Source organism: Chelativorans intermedius (assembly GCF_025398255.1).
GTDB classification, from domain to species: domain Bacteria; phylum Pseudomonadota; class Alphaproteobacteria; order Rhizobiales; family Rhizobiaceae; genus Chelativorans; species Chelativorans intermedius.
On the sequence record NZ_JAODNW010000001.1, the window covers coordinates 165,478 to 182,144 of the forward strand.

Consider the following 16,667-nt stretch of genomic DNA (forward strand, 5'->3'; position numbering starts at 1 on the left):
AGGCCAGAACGCCGCTCAGCGCCCGCCGCGACCGCAGAACGACCAAGGGGTTTAAGGCCCCGCAAAGGAGATCGGCATGAACCAAGAGGTCATGAACCTGTTCAACCCGCAGGCGCCGGCACAGACCTTCGATTCCATCCGGATTTCGCTCGCGAGCCCGGAGAAGATCCTGTCCTGGTCCTATGGCGAGATCAAGAAGCCGGAGACGATCAACTACCGCACCTTCAAGCCGGAGCGTGACGGCCTCTTCTGCGCGCGCATCTTCGGTCCCATCAAGGACTACGAGTGCCTGTGCGGCAAGTACAAGCGCATGAAGTACAAGGGCGTCATCTGTGAGAAGTGCGGCGTGGAGGTCACGCTGTCGCGCGTGCGCCGCGAGCGCATGGGCCACATCGAGCTGGCCGCGCCGGTTGCCCATATCTGGTTCCTGAAGTCGCTGCCCTCGCGCATCGGCACGCTGCTCGACATGACGCTGAAGGACATCGAGCGCGTTCTCTATTTCGAGAACTACATTGTGACCGAACCGGGCCTGACGGCGCTCAAGGAGAACCAGCTCCTCTCGGAAGAGGAGTACATGATGGCCGTCGACGAGTATGGCGAGGACTCCTTCACCGCCATGATCGGCGCGGAGGCGATTCACCACCTGCTCGCCAGCATGGACCTGGAAAAGATTGCCGGCGACCTGCGCTCCGAGCTGGCCTCCACCACTTCCGAATTGAAGCAGAAGAAGCTTCTGAAGCGGCTCAAGGTGGTCGAGAACTTCATCGATTCGGGCAACCGGCCCGAGTGGATGGTGATGAAGATCATCCCGGTGATCCCGCCGGACCTGCGGCCGCTCGTGCCGCTCGACGGCGGCCGTTTCGCCACGTCCGACCTGAACGATCTCTACCGCCGTGTCATCAACCGCAACAACCGGCTGAAGCGGCTGATCGAGCTCAAGGCGCCGGGCATCATCATCCGCAACGAGAAGCGGATGCTGCAGGAGGCCGTTGACGCGCTGTTCGACAACGGCCGGCGCGGTCGCGTCATCACCGGCGCCAACAAGCGGCCGCTGAAGTCGCTTTCGGACATGCTGAAGGGCAAGCAGGGCCGCTTCCGGCAGAACCTGCTCGGCAAGCGCGTCGACTATTCCGGCCGCTCGGTGATCGTGACCGGGCCGGAGCTGAAGCTGCACCAGTGCGGCCTGCCCAAGAAGATGGCGCTGGAGCTGTTCAAGCCCTTCATCTATGCGCGGCTCGATGCCAAGGGCTACTCCTCCACCGTCAAGCAGGCCAAGAAGCTGGTGGAGAAGGAGCGCCCGGAGGTCTGGGACATTCTCGATGAGGTGATCCGCGAGCACCCCGTGCTGCTCAACCGCGCGCCGACGCTGCACCGCCTCGGCATCCAGGCCTTCGAGCCGGTGCTGATCGAGGGCAAGGCGATCCAGCTTCACCCGCTGGTGTGCACGGCCTTCAACGCCGACTTCGACGGCGACCAGATGGCCGTCCACGTGCCTCTCTCGCTGGAAGCCCAGCTCGAGGCGCGCGTGCTGATGATGTCCACCAACAACATCCTGCACCCGGCTTCCGGCGCACCGATCATCGTGCCGTCGCAGGATATGGTTCTGGGGCTCTACTACCTCTCCATCATGAACCAGAACGAGCCGGGCGAGGGGATGGCGTTCGCAGACATGGGCGAGCTTCATCACGCGCTGGAGAACAAGGTCGTCACGCTGCACACCAAGATCAGGGGGCGCTACAAGACTGTCGATGAAAACGGCAACCCGGTTTCCAAGATCTACGAGACGACGCCGGGCCGCATGATGATCGGCGAGCTTCTGCCGAAGCACCCCAACGTGCCCTTCGACATCTGCAACCAGGAGATGACCAAGAAGAACATCTCCAAGATGATCGACACGGTGTACCGCCATTGCGGGCAGAAGGAGACGGTCATCTTCTGCGACCGCATCATGCAGCTCGGCTTCACCCGCGCCTGCATGGCCGGCATCTCCTTCGGCAAGGACGACATGCTGATCCCCGAGACCAAGGAGAAGCTGGTTGCGGAGACCGAGGCGCTCGCCAAGGAATACGAGCAGCAGTACAATGACGGCCTGATCACCCAGGGTGAGAAGTACAACAAGGTGGTCGATGCCTGGGCCAAGTGCTCCGAGCGCGTGGCCGAGGAGATGATGAAGCGCATCAAGGCCATCGAGTTCGACGAGAACGGCCGCCAGAAGCCGATGAACTCGATTTACATGATGTCGCACTCGGGCGCGCGCGGCTCGCCGGCCCAGATGCGCCAGCTCGCCGGCATGCGCGGCCTGATGGCGCGTCCCGACGGCTCCATCATCGAGACGCCCATCATCTCGAACTTCAAGGAAGGTCTGACCGTGATGGAGTACTTCAACTCCACCCACGGCGCGCGCAAGGGCCTTGCCGACACGGCGCTCAAGACGGCCAACTCCGGCTATCTGACGCGCCGCCTGGTGGATGTGGCGCAGGACTGCATCGTGACGGTGACCGATTGCGGCACCGACAAGGGGCTGACCATGCAGCCCATCGTCGATGCCGGCCAGGTGGTGGCCTCCATCGGCCAGCGCGTGCTGGGCCGCACGGCACTGGAGGACGTGGTGCACCCGGTCACCGACGAGGTGATCGTGCCGGCCGGCAAGCTCATCGACGAGCGCGACGTGGAGGCCATCGAAGCCGCGGGCATCCAGACCGTGCGCATCCGCTCTGCGCTCACCTGCGAGGTGAGAAATGGCGTGTGCGCCGTCTGCTATGGCCGCGATCTGGCGCGCGGCACGCCGGTCAACATCGGCGAGGCCGTCGGCGTCATCGCTGCGCAGTCGATCGGCGAGCCGGGCACGCAGCTCACCATGCGCACCTTCCACATGGGCGGCACGGCGCAGGTTGTGGACCAATCCTTCCTCGAAGCCTCCTTCGAGGGCACGGTGAAGACCCGCAACCGCAATGTCGTGCGCAACTCCGACGGCCATCTGGTCGTGATGGGCCGCAACATGGCGGTGCTGATCCTCGACGAGGGCGGGGCGGAGCGCGCTTCGCACCGCGTCGCCTACGGCTCGCGCCTGTTCGTCGACGACGGCGACAAGGTCAAGCGCGGCCAGCGCATCGCCGAGTGGGACCCGTACACGCGCCCGATGCTGACCGAGGTGGAAGGCACGGTGACCTTCGAGGACCTGGTGGAAGGCGTGTCGGTGCAGGAGACGACGGACGAGTCCACGGGCATCACCAAGCGCGAGGTCATCGACTGGCGTTCCACGCCGCGCGGAGCCGATCTGAAGCCGGCAATCACCATCCTCGACGACAAGGGCAAGGTGGCCAAGCTCGCCCGCGGCGGCGATGCCCGCTTCCTGCTCTCCGTGGAGGCGGTGCTGTCCACCGAGCCCGGCGCGAAGGTGAAGCCGGGCGACGTTCTGGCGCGCATTCCCATGGAAAGCGCCAAGACGAAGGACATCACCGGCGGTCTGCCGCGGGTGGCCGAGCTGTTCGAGGCCAGGCGTCCGAAAGACCATGCCATCATCGCGGAGATCGACGGCACGGTGCGCTTCGGTCGCGACTACAAGAACAAGCGGCGCATCATCATCGAGCCGCATGATTCGACCCTCGAACCCGTCGAGTACCTCATCCCGAAGGGCAAGCCGTTCCACCTTCAGGACGGCGACGTCATCGAGAAGGGAGACTACATCCTCGACGGCAACCCGGCGCCGCACGACATCCTGGCCATCAAGGGCGTGGAGGCGCTGGCCTCCTACCTCGTCAACGAGATCCAGGAGGTCTACCGGCTGCAGGGCGTGGTCATCAACGACAAGCACATCGAGGTCATCGTCCGGCAGATGCTGCAGAAGGTCGAGATCACGGCCCAGGGCGATTCCACCTACATCCCCGGCGACCACGTGGATGCGGTGGAATTCGAGGAGGTGAACGAAAGGCTGATCGAGGAGGGCAAGAAGCCCGCCGAGGCGCAGCCGGTGCTGCTCGGCATCACCAAGGCCTCGCTGCAGACGCCGTCCTTCATCTCCGCCGCCTCCTTCCAGGAGACGACGCGCGTGCTCACCGAGGCGGCCGTGGCCGGAAAGATCGACACGCTGCAGGGTCTCAAGGAGAACGTCATCGTCGGCCGCCTCATCCCGGCCGGCACGGGCGGTGCCATGGCGCAGATCCGGCGCATCGCGCGCTCGCGCGACGAGCTGATCCTCGACGAGCGGCGCAAGAGCTCCGGCGCCGAGAAGGCTGAGCCGATGCTGGCCGACATGACGGGGCAGCCTAACGGATAAGCCCGGTCTTGCCGGGCCTGACGCAAACGAGGCCGCCGGCTCGAGCCGGCGGCCTTTTTCGATCGCCTTCCCGCGTCCGCCGTCGCGCTCTATACGGGTTCGTCAAAGGTGACGATCGCGATCTCGCCCTCCGTCGCGCTCTGCCAGGCGGACAGGTGCGGCTCCTCGTCGGGCGCACCCTCCATCTCGCCGATCTGGTCGAGCTCGGCCTCGGCATAACCCTCCTGGGCCAGCGCCTCCAGGGCCATGCGCACCGCCGTATCGTCGTCGGGCGCCAGAAGCATGATGTGCACGCCCTCGCTGCCGGCACCCGATTCGCGCCATACCCGGCCGGTGATGATGGTGACCGGCTTTTCTTCGTTGTCGTTCATGGGGACGATTCCCGCCTCGTTGCGCCTGGCTCGGCTGCACTGTGACATTTCCGGTGCGCGGAGGACAGGGCAGGGCTGGAAATTTTCTCCTTACGCGCCCATATTGGCCGCGGAAATGGCGTGCGCGGTTCCACTGCCGTCTCACCCGTTCGGCGACGCAAGATAATTGCCGGGGCGGGGTTGACGGAGGCCCGTCTTGCGCGTATTACCCGCCGCGTCCGAGCCGATGTGAGGCCCGATTTTTCGGGGCGACGCGCCCTGAAACACAGCCTCAAACAGGGTTCGTTTAAACGAGCGACAGAAATCCGGGCGCATGAAGCGGTTTTCCGCTTCCTCTGCTTTTGTTCGGGCAGGACCGCTTTTAGGCGGTTTTGTGCCCGAATTTGCATATGGAGCACTGTTCCCGTGCAGACGAACCCGGGCTTGAGACACGAGATCGAGAATCAAGGGAAGGTTTGATGCCTACCGTTAACCAGTTGATCAACAAGCCGCGCAAGGCGCCGGTGAAGCGCAACAAGGTGCCCGCCATGCAGGCCAACCCGCAGAAGCGGGGTGTGTGTACGCGCGTCTATACGACGTCGCCGAAGAAGCCGAACTCGGCCATGCGCAAGGTGGCGAAGATCCGGCTTGCCAACGGTTTCGAGGTGATCGGCTACATTCCGGGCGAGGGTCACAACCTGCAGGAGCACTCGGTGGTGATGATCCGCGGCGGTCGCGTCAAGGACCTTCCCGGTGTGCGCTATCATATCATCCGCGGCGTGCTCGACACGCAGGGTGTGAAGAGCCGCAAGCAGCGCCGCTCCAAATACGGCGCCAAGCGTCCGAAGTAAGGGTTTCCCGGCTTCGGCGCTTTTTCGTTGTGGCGCCGGGCCTTGAAGGTGAGAGACGAGAAAGATGTCCCGACGTCACCGTGCAGAGAAGCGCGAGATCAACCCGGACCCCAAATACGGGGACGTGGTTGTATCCAAGTTCATGAATGCCGTCATGCTGGACGGGAAGAAGTCCGTTGCCGAGCGGATCGTCTATGGCGCGCTCGACCAGGTGCAGGAGAAGACCAAGCAGGAGCCGGTGGCGGTGTTCCACCAGGCACTCGAGAATGTCGCTCCGCATGTGGAGGTGCGCTCCCGCCGCGTCGGCGGCGCCACCTATCAGGTGCCGGTGGACGTGCGCCCGGAGCGGCGCCAGGCGCTGGCCATCCGCTGGCTGATCGCGGCGGCGCGCAACCGCAACGAGACCACCATGGTGGAGCGCCTGTCCGGCGAGCTTCTCGATGCGTCGAACAATCGCGGCACTGCCGTCAAGAAGCGCGAAGACACGCACAAGATGGCCGAGGCCAACCGCGCGTTCTCGCATTACCGCTGGTAAGGCGAGGCAAGGAAAGAGGTACCCACGATGGCCCGCGAATATAAGATCGAGGACTACCGAAACTTCGGTATCATGGCGCATATCGACGCCGGCAAGACGACGACGACCGAGCGCATCCTCTTCTACACCGGCAAGTCGCACAAGATTGGCGAGGTCCATGACGGCGCTGCGACCATGGACTGGATGGAGCAGGAGCAGGAGCGCGGCATCACCATCACCTCCGCTGCCACAACCACCTTCTGGCAGGGCCGGGATGGCAGGAAGCGCCGCTTCAACATCATCGACACGCCGGGCCACGTGGACTTCACCATCGAGGTGGAGCGCAGCCTGCGCGTGCTCGACGGCGCCATCGCGCTGCTCGACGCCAATGCCGGCGTGGAGCCGCAGACGGAGACGGTGTGGCGCCAGGCCGACAAGTACGGCGTGCCGCGCATGATCTTCTGCAACAAGATGGACAAGATCGGTGCCGACTTCTACCGCTCCGCAGAGATGGTGAAGACGCGCCTCGGCGCGACGCCGGTCATCATGCAGCTTCCGATCGGTGCGGAGAGCGATTTCGTTGGCGTGGTCGATCTCGTGGAGATGAAGGCGCTCGTGTGGCGGGACGACACGCTGGGCGCGGCCTGGGACGTTGTCGACATTCCCGCCGACATGCAGGCAAAGGCCGAAGAGTATCGCGAGAAGCTCATCGAGACTGCCGTCGAGATGGACGAGGCCGCCATGGAGCGGTACCTCGAGGGCGAGATGCCGTCGAATGACGAGATCCGCCGCCTGATCCGCAAGGGCACCATCGAGGTGAAGTTCTTCCCGATGTTCTGCGGTTCGGCCTTCAAGAACAAGGGTGTGCAGCCGCTGCTCGATGGCGTGGTGGATTTCCTGCCTTCGCCCGTGGACGTGCCGCCGATCAAGGGCATCGACCCGAAGACCGAGAGCGAGATCATGCGCAAGTCGTCCGACGACGAGCCGCTGTCCATGCTCGCCTTCAAGATCATGAACGACCCCTATGTCGGCTCGCTCACCTTCTGCCGCATCTATTCGGGCGTGCTCAACAAGGGCGTCTCGCTCGCCAACACCGTGAAGGACAAGCGCGAGCGCATCGGGCGCATGCTGCAGATGCATTCCAATTCGCGCTCCGATATCGAGGTGGCCTATGCCGGCGACATCGTGGCTCTTGCCGGCCTCAAGGAGACGACCACCGGCGATACGCTGTGCGACCCGCTGAAGCCGGTGATCCTGGAGCGCATGGAGTTCCCCGACCCGGTGATCCAGATTGCCATCGAGCCCAAGACCAAGGGCGACCAGGAGAAGATGGGGCTGGCGCTCAACCGCCTGGCGGCCGAGGATCCCTCCTTCCGGGTGCGCTCCGATGAGGAGTCGGGCCAGACCATCATCGCCGGCATGGGCGAGCTTCATCTCGACATCATCGTCGACCGCATGAAGCGCGAGTTCAAGGTGGAGGCCAATGTCGGCGCGCCGCAGGTGGCCTATCGCGAGACCATCACCCAGCGCGCCGAGGTGGACTACACCCACAAGAAGCAGACCGGCGGTTCCGGCCAGTTCGCCCGCGTGAAGATCATTTTCGAGCCCAATCCCGATGGCGAGGATTTCGTCTTCGAATCGCAGATCGTCGGCGGCTCCGTGCCGAAGGAGTACATCCCCGGCGTGCAGAAGGGCATCGAGAGCGTCCTTTCCTCCGGTCCGGTGGCGGGCTTCCCGATGCTCGGCGTGAAGGCGACGCTCGTCGATGGCGCCTATCACGACGTGGACTCCTCGGTGCTGGCCTTCGAGATTGCCGCGCGCGCGGCGTTCCGCGAGGGCGCGCAGAAGGCGGGCGCTCAGCTTCTCGAGCCGATCATGAAGGTCGAGGTGGTGACGCCCGAGGAGTATGTGGGCGATGTCATCGGCGATCTGAACTCCCGTCGCGGGCAGATTCAGGGCACCGAGTCGCGCGGTATCGCCACGGTGGTCAACGCCATGGTGCCGCTCGCCAACATGTTCAAGTACGTCGACAACCTGCGCTCCATGTCGCAGGGCCGTGCCAACTACACGATGCAGTTCGACCACTATGAGCCGGTTCCCAGCGCGGTGGCGCAGGAGATCCAGAAGAAGTTCGCGTGATCGCCCTTGAGGCGCACACAACGAGAAGGCCGACAAGGCAGGAAATAACGGAGACCTCAAATGGCCAAAGGAAAGTTTGAGCGCACGAAGCCGCATGTGAACATCGGCACGATTGGTCACGTTGACCATGGGAAGACGACGCTGACGGCAGCGATCACGAAGTTTTTTGGTGAGTTCAAGGCGTACGATCAGATTGATGCGGCGCCTGAGGAGAAGGCGCGCGGGATCACGATTTCGACGGCGCATGTTGAGTACGAGACGGATGCGCGGCACTACGCGCATGTGGACTGCCCTGGGCATGCGGACTACGTGAAGAACATGATCACGGGCGCGGCGCAGATGGACGGTGCGATTCTGGTTGTTTCTGCGGCGGACGGGCCGATGCCGCAGACGCGGGAGCACATTCTTCTGGCGCGCCAGGTTGGCGTTCCGGCGATTGTTGTTTTCCTGAACAAGGTTGACCAGGTTGACGATGCGGAGCTTCTGGAGCTTGTGGAGCTTGAGGTTCGGGAGCTTCTGTCGCAGTACGAGTTTCCGGGCGACGAGATACCGATCGTGAAGGGCTCGGCGCTTGCGGCGCTTGAGGAGACGAACAAGGAGATCGGCGAGGATGCGATCCGTCAGCTGATGGCGGAGGTTGACAAGTACATTCCGACGCCGGAGCGCCCGATCGACCAGCCGTTCCTGATGCCGATCGAGGACGTTTTCTCGATTTCGGGCCGCGGCACGGTGGTGACGGGGCGCATTGAGCGGGGCGTTGTGAAGGTCGGCGACGAGATCGAGATCGTTGGCATCCGCCCGACGTCGAAGACGACGGTGACGGGTGTGGAGATGTTCCGCAAGCTTCTGGACCAGGGGCAGGCGGGCGACAACATCGGCGCGCTTCTGCGCGGTGTGGAGCGCGAGGGTGTGGAGCGCGGGCAGGTTCTTGCGAAGCCCGGCTCTGTGACGCCGCACACGAAGTTCAAGGCAGAAGCCTACATTCTGACGAAGGAGGAGGGCGGGCGCCACACGCCGTTCTTCTCGAACTACCGGCCGCAGTTTTATTTCCGGACGACCGACGTGACGGGCGTGGTGACGCTCCCGGAGGGGACGGAGATGGTGATGCCGGGCGACAATGTGACGATGGATGTGGAGCTGATCGTGCCGATCGCCATGGAGGAGCGCCTGCGCTTCGCCATCCGCGAGGGCGGCCGCACCGTCGGCGCCGGCATCGTCGCAGCCATCACCGAGTAAAGGGCAGTCTCCGGCGCGGCGCGGGAGTGCCCGCGCCGCGCGCGGAACAGGGAACTGACACATGAACGGACAAAATATCCGTATCCGCCTCAAGGCGTTCGACCATCGCGTGCTCGACGCCTCCACGCGCGAGATCGTGTCCACGGCCAAGCGCACCGGCGCTAATGTCCGTGGTCCCATCCCGCTGCCCACGCGGATCGAGAAGTTCACGGTGAACCGCTCGCCGCACATCGACAAGAAGAGCCGCGAGCAGTTTGAGATGCGCACCCACAAGCGCCTTCTCGACATCGTGGACCCGACGCCGCAGACGGTGGACGCGCTGATGAAGCTCGATCTGGCGGCCGGCGTGGATGTCGAGATCAAGCTCTAGGGGCGGAAGAACAGAGAATAGGACCCCGCGCGGGCGGTACGACCGGCGGCGGGAAGCCTGAAAGGAAATCGAACCGATGCGTTCAGGTGTTATCGCACAGAAGATCGGGATGACGCGCGTCTACAACGAGGCGGGCGAGCATATTCCCGTCACGGTGCTGCGCATGGAGAATTGCCAGGTGGTGGCCCAGCGCACCGAGGAGAAGAACGGCTACACCGCCGTGCAGCTCGGCGTTGGGCTTGCCAAGGTCAAGAATACGTCGAAGGCTCTGCGCGGCCATTTCGCCGCTGCCAGTGTCGAGCCGAAGGCGAAGCTTGCCGAGTTTCGCGTGTCTCCCGACAATCTCCTTGAGGTGGGCGCGGAGATCACGGCCGATCATTTTGTCGTCGGCCAGAAGGTGGACATCACCGGCACGTCCATCGGCAAGGGCTTCCAGGGTGTCATGAAGCGCCACAATTTCGGCGGCGGACGTGCCACCCACGGCAACTCCATCTCGCACCGCTCGCACGGTTCGACCGGCCAGCGCCAGGACCCCGGCAAGGTGTTCAAGGGCAAGAAGATGGCCGGCCACATGGGTGCGCGCCGCGTGACGACGCAGAACCTCGAGGTGGTGTCCACCGATACCGAGCGCGGCCTCATACTGGTGCGCGGTGCGGTTCCCGGTTCCAAGGGATCGTGGATCATGGTGCGCGATGCCGTCAAGGCGCCGCTGCCCGAGAATGCGCCGCTGCCTGGTGCCGTTCGCGCCGCCAAGAACGAGGCCGCGAAGGCCGAGAAGGCTGCCGCCAGCGAGGGGGCTGAGTGATGGAACTGAAGGTGACCACCCTTGCGGGTAAGGATGCCGGCAAGCTGAAGCTCTCCGAGGAGATCTTCGGACTCGAGCCGCGCGAGGACATTTTGCATCGGGTTGTCCGCTGGCAGCTTGCCAAGCGCCAGCAGGGCACGCACAAGGCCAAGGGGCGCTCGGAGATTTCGCGCACCGGCGCCAAGATGTACCGCCAGAAGGGCACGGGCCGCGCCCGTCACTCCTCGGCGCGCGTGCCGCAGTTCCGTGGCGGCGGCAAGGCGCATGGGCCAGTGGTGCGCAGCCACGCCCACGACCTGCCGAAGAAGGTTCGCGCGCTCGGCCTGAAACATGCCCTTTCGGCAAAGGCGAGGGCGGAGCGCATCATCGTCGTCGACGAGCTGGCGCTCAAGGAGGCCAAGACGAAGGTCCTGGCCGAAAGCTTCGCCAAGCTGGGGCTGACCAACGCGTTGATGATCGGCGGCAGCGAGATCGACGCCGCTTTCAAGCGTGCGGCAGCGAACATTCCCAACATCGACGTGCTGCCCGTTCAGGGCATCAACGTGTACGACATTCTGCGCCGCGGCACGCTGGTGCTTTCCAAGGCGGCGGTCGAGGCTCTCGAGGAGCGGTTCAAATGACGGATCTTCGCCACTATGACGTGATCGTGAGCCCTGTTATCACCGAGAAGTCGACCATGGCCTCGGAGAACAACCAGGTTGTCTTCAACGTGGCGCGCAAGGCCACGAAGCCCGAGATCAAGGCGGCGGTCGAAGCGCTGTTCAACGTCAAGGTCAAGGGCGTCAACACGCTTGTGCGCAAGGGCAAGGTTAGGCGCTTCCGCGGCACCGTCGGGCAGCAGAGCGACGTCAAGAAGGCGGTCGTCACGCTGGCCGAGGGCCATTCGATCGACATTGCGACGGGTCTTTGAGAGGCCGCGAGGACAGACACATGGCACTCAAGAACTTCAAACCGGTTACGCCGGGCACGCGCCAGCTGGTCATCGTCGACCGCTCGGGCCTCTACAAGGGCAAGCCCGTCAAGGGCCTTACCCAAGGTCTGACGGGCAAGGGCGGGCGCAACAACACCGGCCGCATCACCGCCCGCTTCCAGGGTGGCGGGCACAAGCGCGCCTACCGCCTGATCGACTTCAAGCGCCGCAAATTCGACGTGTCCGGCGTCGTGGAGCGGCTGGAGTACGATCCCAACCGCAGCGGTTTCATCGCGCTCGTGCGCTATGATGACGGGGAGCTCAGCTACATCCTGGCGCCGCAGCGCCTGGGCGTCGGCGACCGCGTCATCTCCTCGCAGAAGGCGGTGGACGTGAAGCCCGGCAACGCAATGCCGCTTTCGGCGATGCCCGTCGGCACCATCATCCACAATGTGGAGATGAAGCCCGGCAAGGGCGGCCAGCTTGCGCGCTCGGCCGGCGCCTATGCGCAGCTTGTCGGCCGTGACCGGGGCATGGCATTGCTCAAGCTCAATTCCGGCGAGCAGCGCCTCGTCTCGGGCGGTTGCCTGGCAACTGTCGGCGCGGTCTCCAACCCGGATCACGCCAATATCAGCCTCGGCAAGGCCGGGCGCAAGCGCTGGCTGGGCAAGCGTCCGCACAATCGCGGCGTCACCATGAACCCGGTCGACCACCCGCATGGCGGCGGCGAGGGGCGCACCTCCGGCGGCCGTCATCCGGTTTCGCCCTGGGGCAAGCCCACCAAGGGCATGAAGACGCGGTCCAACAAGGCGACCGATAAATTCATCATGCGCTCGCGCCATCAGCGCAAGAAGTAAAGAAAGGTAACGGATCCGTGTCCCGTTCAGTCTGGAAAGGCCCGTTCGTCGACGGCTACCTTCTGAAGAAGGCCGACAAGGCGCGCGAAAGCGGCCGCAAGGAGGTCATCAAGATCTGGAGCCGCCGCTCCACCATCCTGCCCCAGTTCGTGGGGCTGACCTTCGGCGTCTACAACGGCCAGAAGCACATCCCGGTGCTCGTCTCGGAAGAGATGGTGGGCCACAAATTCGGTGAGTTCGCTCCCACCCGCACCTATTATGGCCACGGGGCGGACAAGAAGGCAAAGAGGAAGTAGAAATGGGCAAGGCCAAAGCGCCACGCAGGCTTGCAGACAACGAGGCGCGTGCGGTCCTGCGCACGGTTCGTGTTAGCCCGCAGAAGCTGAACCTCGTCGCTGCCATGATTCGCGGCAAGAAGGTTGCGGATGCGCTCGCGGATCTGGAGTTCTCGCGCAAGCGCATCGCAGGCACGGTGAAGAAGACGCTGGAATCGGCGGTCGCCAATGCCGAGAACAACCACGGACTGGACGTGGATGCGCTGGTGGTGGCCGAGGCCTATGTCGGCAAGTCGATTGTCATGAAGCGCTTTCACGCCCGCGGCCGTGGACGCGCCAACCGCGTGGAGAAGCCGTTCTCCAACCTGACGATCGTCGTGCGTGAAGTCGAAGAGCAAGTGGAGGCCGCATAATGGGCCAGAAAGTCAATCCGATCGGTCTCCGTCTGGGCATCAACCGCACGTGGGATTCCCGCTGGTTTGCCAATACGGGCGAGTATGGCCAGCTCCTGCATGAGGATCTGAAGATCCGCGACTATATCGAAAAGGAGCTGAAGCAGGCGGCAATCTCCAAGGTGGTCATCGAGCGTCCGCACAAGAAGTGCCGCGTGACGATCCATTCTGCCCGTCCCGGCCTCATCATCGGCAAGAAGGGTGCGGACATCGAGAAGCTGCGCCGCAAGGTCTCGCAGATGACCAATGCCGAGACGCATCTCAACATCGTCGAGGTGCGCAAGCCGGAGATCGACGCGCGGCTCATCGCCCAGTCGATCGCCCAGCAGTTGGAGCGGCGCGTGGCATTCCGCCGCGCCATGAAGCGGGCCGTTCAGTCGGCCATGCGGCTGGGCGCCGAGGGCATCCGGATCAACTGCACCGGGCGTCTCGGCGGTGCGGAGATCGCGCGCATCGAGTGGTACCGCGAGGGCCGTGTGCCGCTGCACACGCTGCGTGCCGACATCGACTACGGCACGGCCGAGGCCAAGACCGCCTACGGCGTGTGCGGGGTGAAGGTGTGGGTTTTCAAGGGCGAGATCCTGGAGCACGACCCGATGGCCTCCGAGCGCCGCGCGCTCGAGGGCGACAAGGGTGGCCAGCGTCGCCGCGAGAACGCCTGAGCCGGAATTTTGGAGTAGGATGAGATGCTGCAACCAAAGCGCACGAAATTCCGCAAGCAGTTCAAGGGCCGCATTCACGGCACGGCCAAGGGCGGCACGGAGCTGAACTTCGGTTCCTACGGGCTCAAGGCGCTGGAGCCGGAGCGGGTGACCGCCCGGCAGATCGAGGCCGCGCGCCGCGCCATCACGCGCTACATGAAGCGCCAGGGCCGCGTGTGGATCCGCGTCTTCCCCGATGTGCCGGTCACGTCCAAGCCGACCGAGGTTCGCATGGGCAAGGGCAAGGGCTCGGTCGATTACTGGGCCTGCCGCGTGAAGCCCGGCCGCATCATGTTCGAGATCGACGGCGTGGGCCAGGACGTGGCGCGCGAGGCGCTGCGCCTCGGGGCGGCCAAGCTTCCGATCAAGACGCGCTTCATCCAGCGTATCGCAGAGTAGGAGAGGGCGCCATGAAAGCTGCCGATGTCCGGGCGATGACGCCCGATCAGCTCAAGGACGAGCTGGCGAAGCTGAAGAAAGAGCAGTTCAACCTCCGTTTCCAGAAGGCGACGGGGCAATTGGAGAAAACCGCGCGAGTGAAGCAGATTCGCCGCGACATTGCGCGCATCAAGACAATCGCCGCCGAGAAATCGGCCGGCAGCAAGGCCTAAGGACAGCGAGAATGCCAAAGCGCGTTTTGCAGGGCACCGTGGTAAGCGACAAGAACGACAAGACGGTGGTCGTTCGCGTCGAGCGCCGGTTTGCGCATCCGCTTCTGAAGAAGACGGTCCGGCGCTCCAAGCGGTACAAGGCACATGACGAGAACAACCAGTTCAAGGTCGGGGACGTGGTGCTGATCCAGGAATCGCGCCCGATCTCGAAGGACAAGTGCTGGATCGTCGTGAGCGAAGCCCAGGCACGATAACATCGGAAAAAGCCGGGAAGCGGCGCTTCCCCCAAGAGAACAAGAAGGCGGCCAGTCATGATTCAGATGCAGACCAACCTCGACGTGGCGGACAATTCCGGCGCCCGTCGTGTCATGTGCATCAAGGTGCTCGGCGGCTCGAAGCGGAAATACGCTTCCGTGGGCGACGTCATCGTCGTCTCGGTCAAGGAGGCGATCCCGCGCGGCCGCGTCAAGAAGGGTGACGTGATGAAGGCGGTGGTCGTGCGCACCGCCAAGGACATCCGCCGGCCCGACGGCAGCGTCATCCGCTTCGACAACAACGCCGCCGTTCTCGTGGACAACAAGAGAGAGCCCGTGGGCACGCGTATCTTCGGCCCGGTTCCGCGCGAGTTGCGCGCCAAGAACCACATGAAGATCATCTCGCTGGCGCCGGAAGTGCTTTAAGGAGCCGGAAGGATGCAGAAGATCAGGAAAGGCGACAAGGTCGTCGTGCTGGCCGGCCGCGACAAGGGCCGCTCCGGCGAAGTGTTGAAGATGATGCCCAAGGAAAACAAGGCGCTGGTGCGCGGCGTCAATCTGGTGCGTCGCCACCAGAAGCAGACGGCGCAGAGCGAAGGCGGCATCATTACCAAGGAAGCGCCAATCCATGTGTCGAATCTGGCGCTGGCCGACCCCAAGGACGGGAAGCCCACGCGCGTGGGGTTCCAGATCCAGAAGGATGGCAAGAAGGTGCGCGTGGCGAAGCGCTCGGGAGAATTGATCGATGGCTAAGGCAGAATACCAGCCGCGCTTGAAGAAGCAGTATGAGGAGGTGATCCGCAAGCAGCTCCTCGACAGCTTCGGCTACAAGAACGAGATGCAGGTGCCGCGCATCGAAAAGGTCGTCATCAACATGGGTGTCGGCGAGGCCACGGGCGACTCCAAGAAGCCGTCGGTGGCGGCGGAGGACCTGGCGCTGATCACGGGCCAGAAGCCCGTTATCACCAAGGCGCGCAAGTCGATCGCCGGCTTCAAGGTGCGTGAGGGCATGCCCCTGGGCGCCAAGGTGACGCTGCGCAAGGATCGCATGTACGAGTTCCTGGACCGGCTCGTGAATGTGGCGCTGCCGCGCGTGCGCGACTTCCGGGGCCTGAGCCCCAAGAGCTTCGATGGCCGTGGCAACTTCGCCATGGGCATCAAGGAGCACATCGTGTTCCCCGAGATCAATTACGACAAGGTCGATCAGATCTGGGGAATGGACATCATCGTCTGTACGACTGCCAAGACGGATGACGAGGCGAGGGCGCTGCTCAAGGCGTTCAATTTCCCGTTCCGCCAGCAGTAACGGCAGGCGAGCACAAGGAAGCACTACATGGCTAAAGTTAGCGCAATCGAAAAGAACAAGAGGCGCCGCAAGATGGTGGACCGCTATGCCGCGAAGCGCGCGGCGTTGAAGGCCATCATCAAGGACCAGTCGAAGCCCATGGACGAGCGCTTCAAGGCGCAGCTCCAGCTTGCCGCGCTTCCGCGCAACTCGTCCAAGACGCGCATCCGCAATCGCTGCGACGTGACCGGCCGCCCGCGCGCCTATTACCGCAAGCTGAAGATGTCGCGTGTGGCGCTTCGCGAGCTGGGCAACAACGGCCTGATCCCGGGCCTGGTCAAGTCGAGCTGGTAAGGAGGGCAAACCCATGTCCATGAACGACCCTCTCGGCGATATGCTGACACGCATCCGCAATGCCATCGGGCGCAAGAAGACCAAGGTCTCCACGCCGGCCTCGCGCCTGCGCAGCCGCGTCCTCGATGTCATGAAGGCGGAAGGCTATATCCGCGACTACAGCCAGATCGACTACGGCAACGGCAAGTCGGAGCTCGAGATCGAGCTCAAGTACTTCGAGGGTGCGCCCGTGATTCGCGAGATCGCCCGGGTTTCCAAGCCCGGCCGGCGCGTCTATGTCTCCGTGAAGTCGATCCCCAGCGTCGCCAACGGTCTCGGCGTGGCCATTCTTTCCACGCCGAAGGGCGTGATGGCCGATCACGAGGCCCGCGAGAAGAACGTCGGCGGAGAGGTTCTCTGCCAGATCTTCTGATCGGGCGGAACCGAA

General features: G+C 63.9%; 22 protein-coding genes. 21 read left to right on the forward strand and 1 reads right to left on the reverse strand.

The features are described 5' to 3' along the window. Nucleotides 1–76 precede the first annotated feature (76 nt). Entirely contained in the window at nt 77–4,276 is a 4,200-nt protein-coding gene (gene rpoC, locus NYR58_RS00855; protein WP_261518499.1) for a DNA-directed RNA polymerase subunit beta', read from the forward strand. 89 nt (nt 4,277–4,365) lie between these two features. On the opposite strand, the gene NYR58_RS00860 is transcribed toward rpoC, so the two are convergent. Beyond that, nucleotides 4,366–4,647, reverse strand: a complete 282-nt coding sequence (locus NYR58_RS00860; protein WP_261518500.1) for a transcriptional regulator — start codon at nt 4,645–4,647, stop codon at nt 4,366–4,368. Nucleotides 4,648–5,105: 458 nt separating this feature from the next. Between NYR58_RS00860 and rpsL the strand changes: the two genes are divergently transcribed. From rpsL to rpsH, 20 genes are all read left to right on the forward strand, one after another. Beyond that, nucleotides 5,106–5,477, forward strand: a complete 372-nt coding sequence (rpsL, locus tag NYR58_RS00865; protein ID WP_159593254.1) for a 30S ribosomal protein S12 — start codon at nt 5,106–5,108, stop codon at nt 5,475–5,477. A 64-nt stretch (nt 5,478–5,541) separates the two neighbouring features. Then, on the forward strand, nt 5,542–6,012 hold the full coding sequence (rpsG, locus tag NYR58_RS00870; protein WP_261518501.1) for a 30S ribosomal protein S7: 471 nt from the start codon (nt 5,542–5,544) through the stop codon (nt 6,010–6,012). A 27-nt stretch (nt 6,013–6,039) separates the two neighbouring features. Further along, on the forward strand, nt 6,040–8,130 hold the full coding sequence (fusA, locus tag NYR58_RS00875; protein WP_261518502.1) for an elongation factor G: 2,091 nt from the start codon (nt 6,040–6,042) through the stop codon (nt 8,128–8,130). Between the two features lie 60 nt (nt 8,131–8,190). Beyond that, complete coding sequence (tuf, locus tag NYR58_RS00880) at nt 8,191–9,366, forward strand: elongation factor Tu (protein ID WP_261518490.1); 1,176 nt, start codon at nt 8,191–8,193, stop codon at nt 9,364–9,366. 61 nt (nt 9,367–9,427) lie between these two features. Beyond that, nucleotides 9,428–9,736, forward strand: coding sequence for a 30S ribosomal protein S10 (gene rpsJ / locus NYR58_RS00885; protein ID WP_007066362.1), 309 nt, complete (start codon nt 9,428–9,430; stop codon nt 9,734–9,736). Nucleotides 9,737–9,812: 76 nt separating this feature from the next. Further along, the gene (gene rplC / locus NYR58_RS00890; RefSeq protein ID WP_261518503.1) at nt 9,813–10,541 is read left to right on the forward strand and encodes a 50S ribosomal protein L3; all 729 of its coding nucleotides are present in this window, start codon (nt 9,813–9,815) and stop codon (nt 10,539–10,541) included. Then, a complete protein-coding gene (rplD, locus tag NYR58_RS00895) occupies nt 10,541–11,161 on the forward strand; it encodes a 50S ribosomal protein L4 (RefSeq protein WP_261518504.1) in 621 nt (206 codons plus the stop codon). The genes rplC and rplD overlap by 1 nt, the downstream gene beginning before the upstream one ends. Further along, entirely contained in the window at nt 11,158–11,451 is a 294-nt protein-coding gene (locus NYR58_RS00900) for a 50S ribosomal protein L23 (RefSeq protein WP_261518505.1), read from the forward strand. Before rplD ends, NYR58_RS00900 begins: the two co-directional genes overlap by 4 nt. A 20-nt stretch (nt 11,452–11,471) precedes the next feature. Next, nucleotides 11,472–12,308 (forward strand): 50S ribosomal protein L2, encoded by an 837-nt coding sequence (rplB, locus tag NYR58_RS00905; RefSeq protein ID WP_261518506.1) that lies wholly within the window; start codon nt 11,472–11,474, stop codon nt 12,306–12,308. A gap of 17 nt (nt 12,309–12,325) precedes the next feature. Continuing rightward, on the forward strand, nt 12,326–12,604 hold the full coding sequence (gene rpsS, locus NYR58_RS00910) for a 30S ribosomal protein S19 (protein ID WP_261518507.1): 279 nt from the start codon (nt 12,326–12,328) through the stop codon (nt 12,602–12,604). Nucleotides 12,605–12,606: 2 nt separating this feature from the next. Next, nucleotides 12,607–12,996, forward strand: coding sequence for a 50S ribosomal protein L22 (gene rplV, locus NYR58_RS00915; RefSeq protein WP_261518508.1), 390 nt, complete (start codon nt 12,607–12,609; stop codon nt 12,994–12,996). After that, nucleotides 12,996–13,697, forward strand: a complete 702-nt coding sequence (rpsC, locus tag NYR58_RS00920) for a 30S ribosomal protein S3 (protein ID WP_261518509.1) — start codon at nt 12,996–12,998, stop codon at nt 13,695–13,697. Before rplV ends, rpsC begins: the two co-directional genes overlap by 1 nt. A 24-nt stretch (nt 13,698–13,721) precedes the next feature. After that, entirely contained in the window at nt 13,722–14,135 is a 414-nt protein-coding gene (gene rplP, locus NYR58_RS00925; RefSeq protein ID WP_261518511.1) for a 50S ribosomal protein L16, read from the forward strand. Nucleotides 14,136–14,146: 11 nt separating this feature from the next. Then, on the forward strand, nt 14,147–14,347 hold the full coding sequence (gene rpmC / locus NYR58_RS00930) for a 50S ribosomal protein L29 (RefSeq protein WP_261518512.1): 201 nt from the start codon (nt 14,147–14,149) through the stop codon (nt 14,345–14,347). A gap of 11 nt (nt 14,348–14,358) precedes the next feature. Further along, complete coding sequence (gene rpsQ, locus NYR58_RS00935) at nt 14,359–14,601, forward strand: 30S ribosomal protein S17 (RefSeq protein ID WP_261518513.1); 243 nt, start codon at nt 14,359–14,361, stop codon at nt 14,599–14,601. Nucleotides 14,602–14,658: 57 nt separating this feature from the next. Continuing rightward, nucleotides 14,659–15,027, forward strand: coding sequence for a 50S ribosomal protein L14 (gene rplN, locus NYR58_RS00940; RefSeq protein ID WP_261518514.1), 369 nt, complete (start codon nt 14,659–14,661; stop codon nt 15,025–15,027). A gap of 12 nt (nt 15,028–15,039) precedes the next feature. Continuing rightward, nucleotides 15,040–15,354 carry a 50S ribosomal protein L24 gene (gene rplX / locus NYR58_RS00945; protein ID WP_261518515.1) on the forward strand — a complete coding sequence of 105 codons (315 nt, stop codon included), beginning with the start codon at nt 15,040–15,042 and terminating at the stop codon, nt 15,352–15,354. Continuing rightward, the gene (gene rplE, locus NYR58_RS00950; RefSeq protein WP_261518516.1) at nt 15,347–15,907 is read left to right on the forward strand and encodes a 50S ribosomal protein L5; all 561 of its coding nucleotides are present in this window, start codon (nt 15,347–15,349) and stop codon (nt 15,905–15,907) included. Before rplX ends, rplE begins: the two co-directional genes overlap by 8 nt. A 27-nt stretch (nt 15,908–15,934) precedes the next feature. After that, nucleotides 15,935–16,240 carry a 30S ribosomal protein S14 gene (gene rpsN / locus NYR58_RS00955; RefSeq protein WP_261518517.1) on the forward strand — a complete coding sequence of 102 codons (306 nt, stop codon included), beginning with the start codon at nt 15,935–15,937 and terminating at the stop codon, nt 16,238–16,240. A gap of 13 nt (nt 16,241–16,253) precedes the next feature. Next, nucleotides 16,254–16,652, forward strand: a complete 399-nt coding sequence (gene rpsH, locus NYR58_RS00960) for a 30S ribosomal protein S8 (RefSeq protein ID WP_261518518.1) — start codon at nt 16,254–16,256, stop codon at nt 16,650–16,652. Nucleotides 16,653–16,667 lie beyond the last annotated feature (15 nt).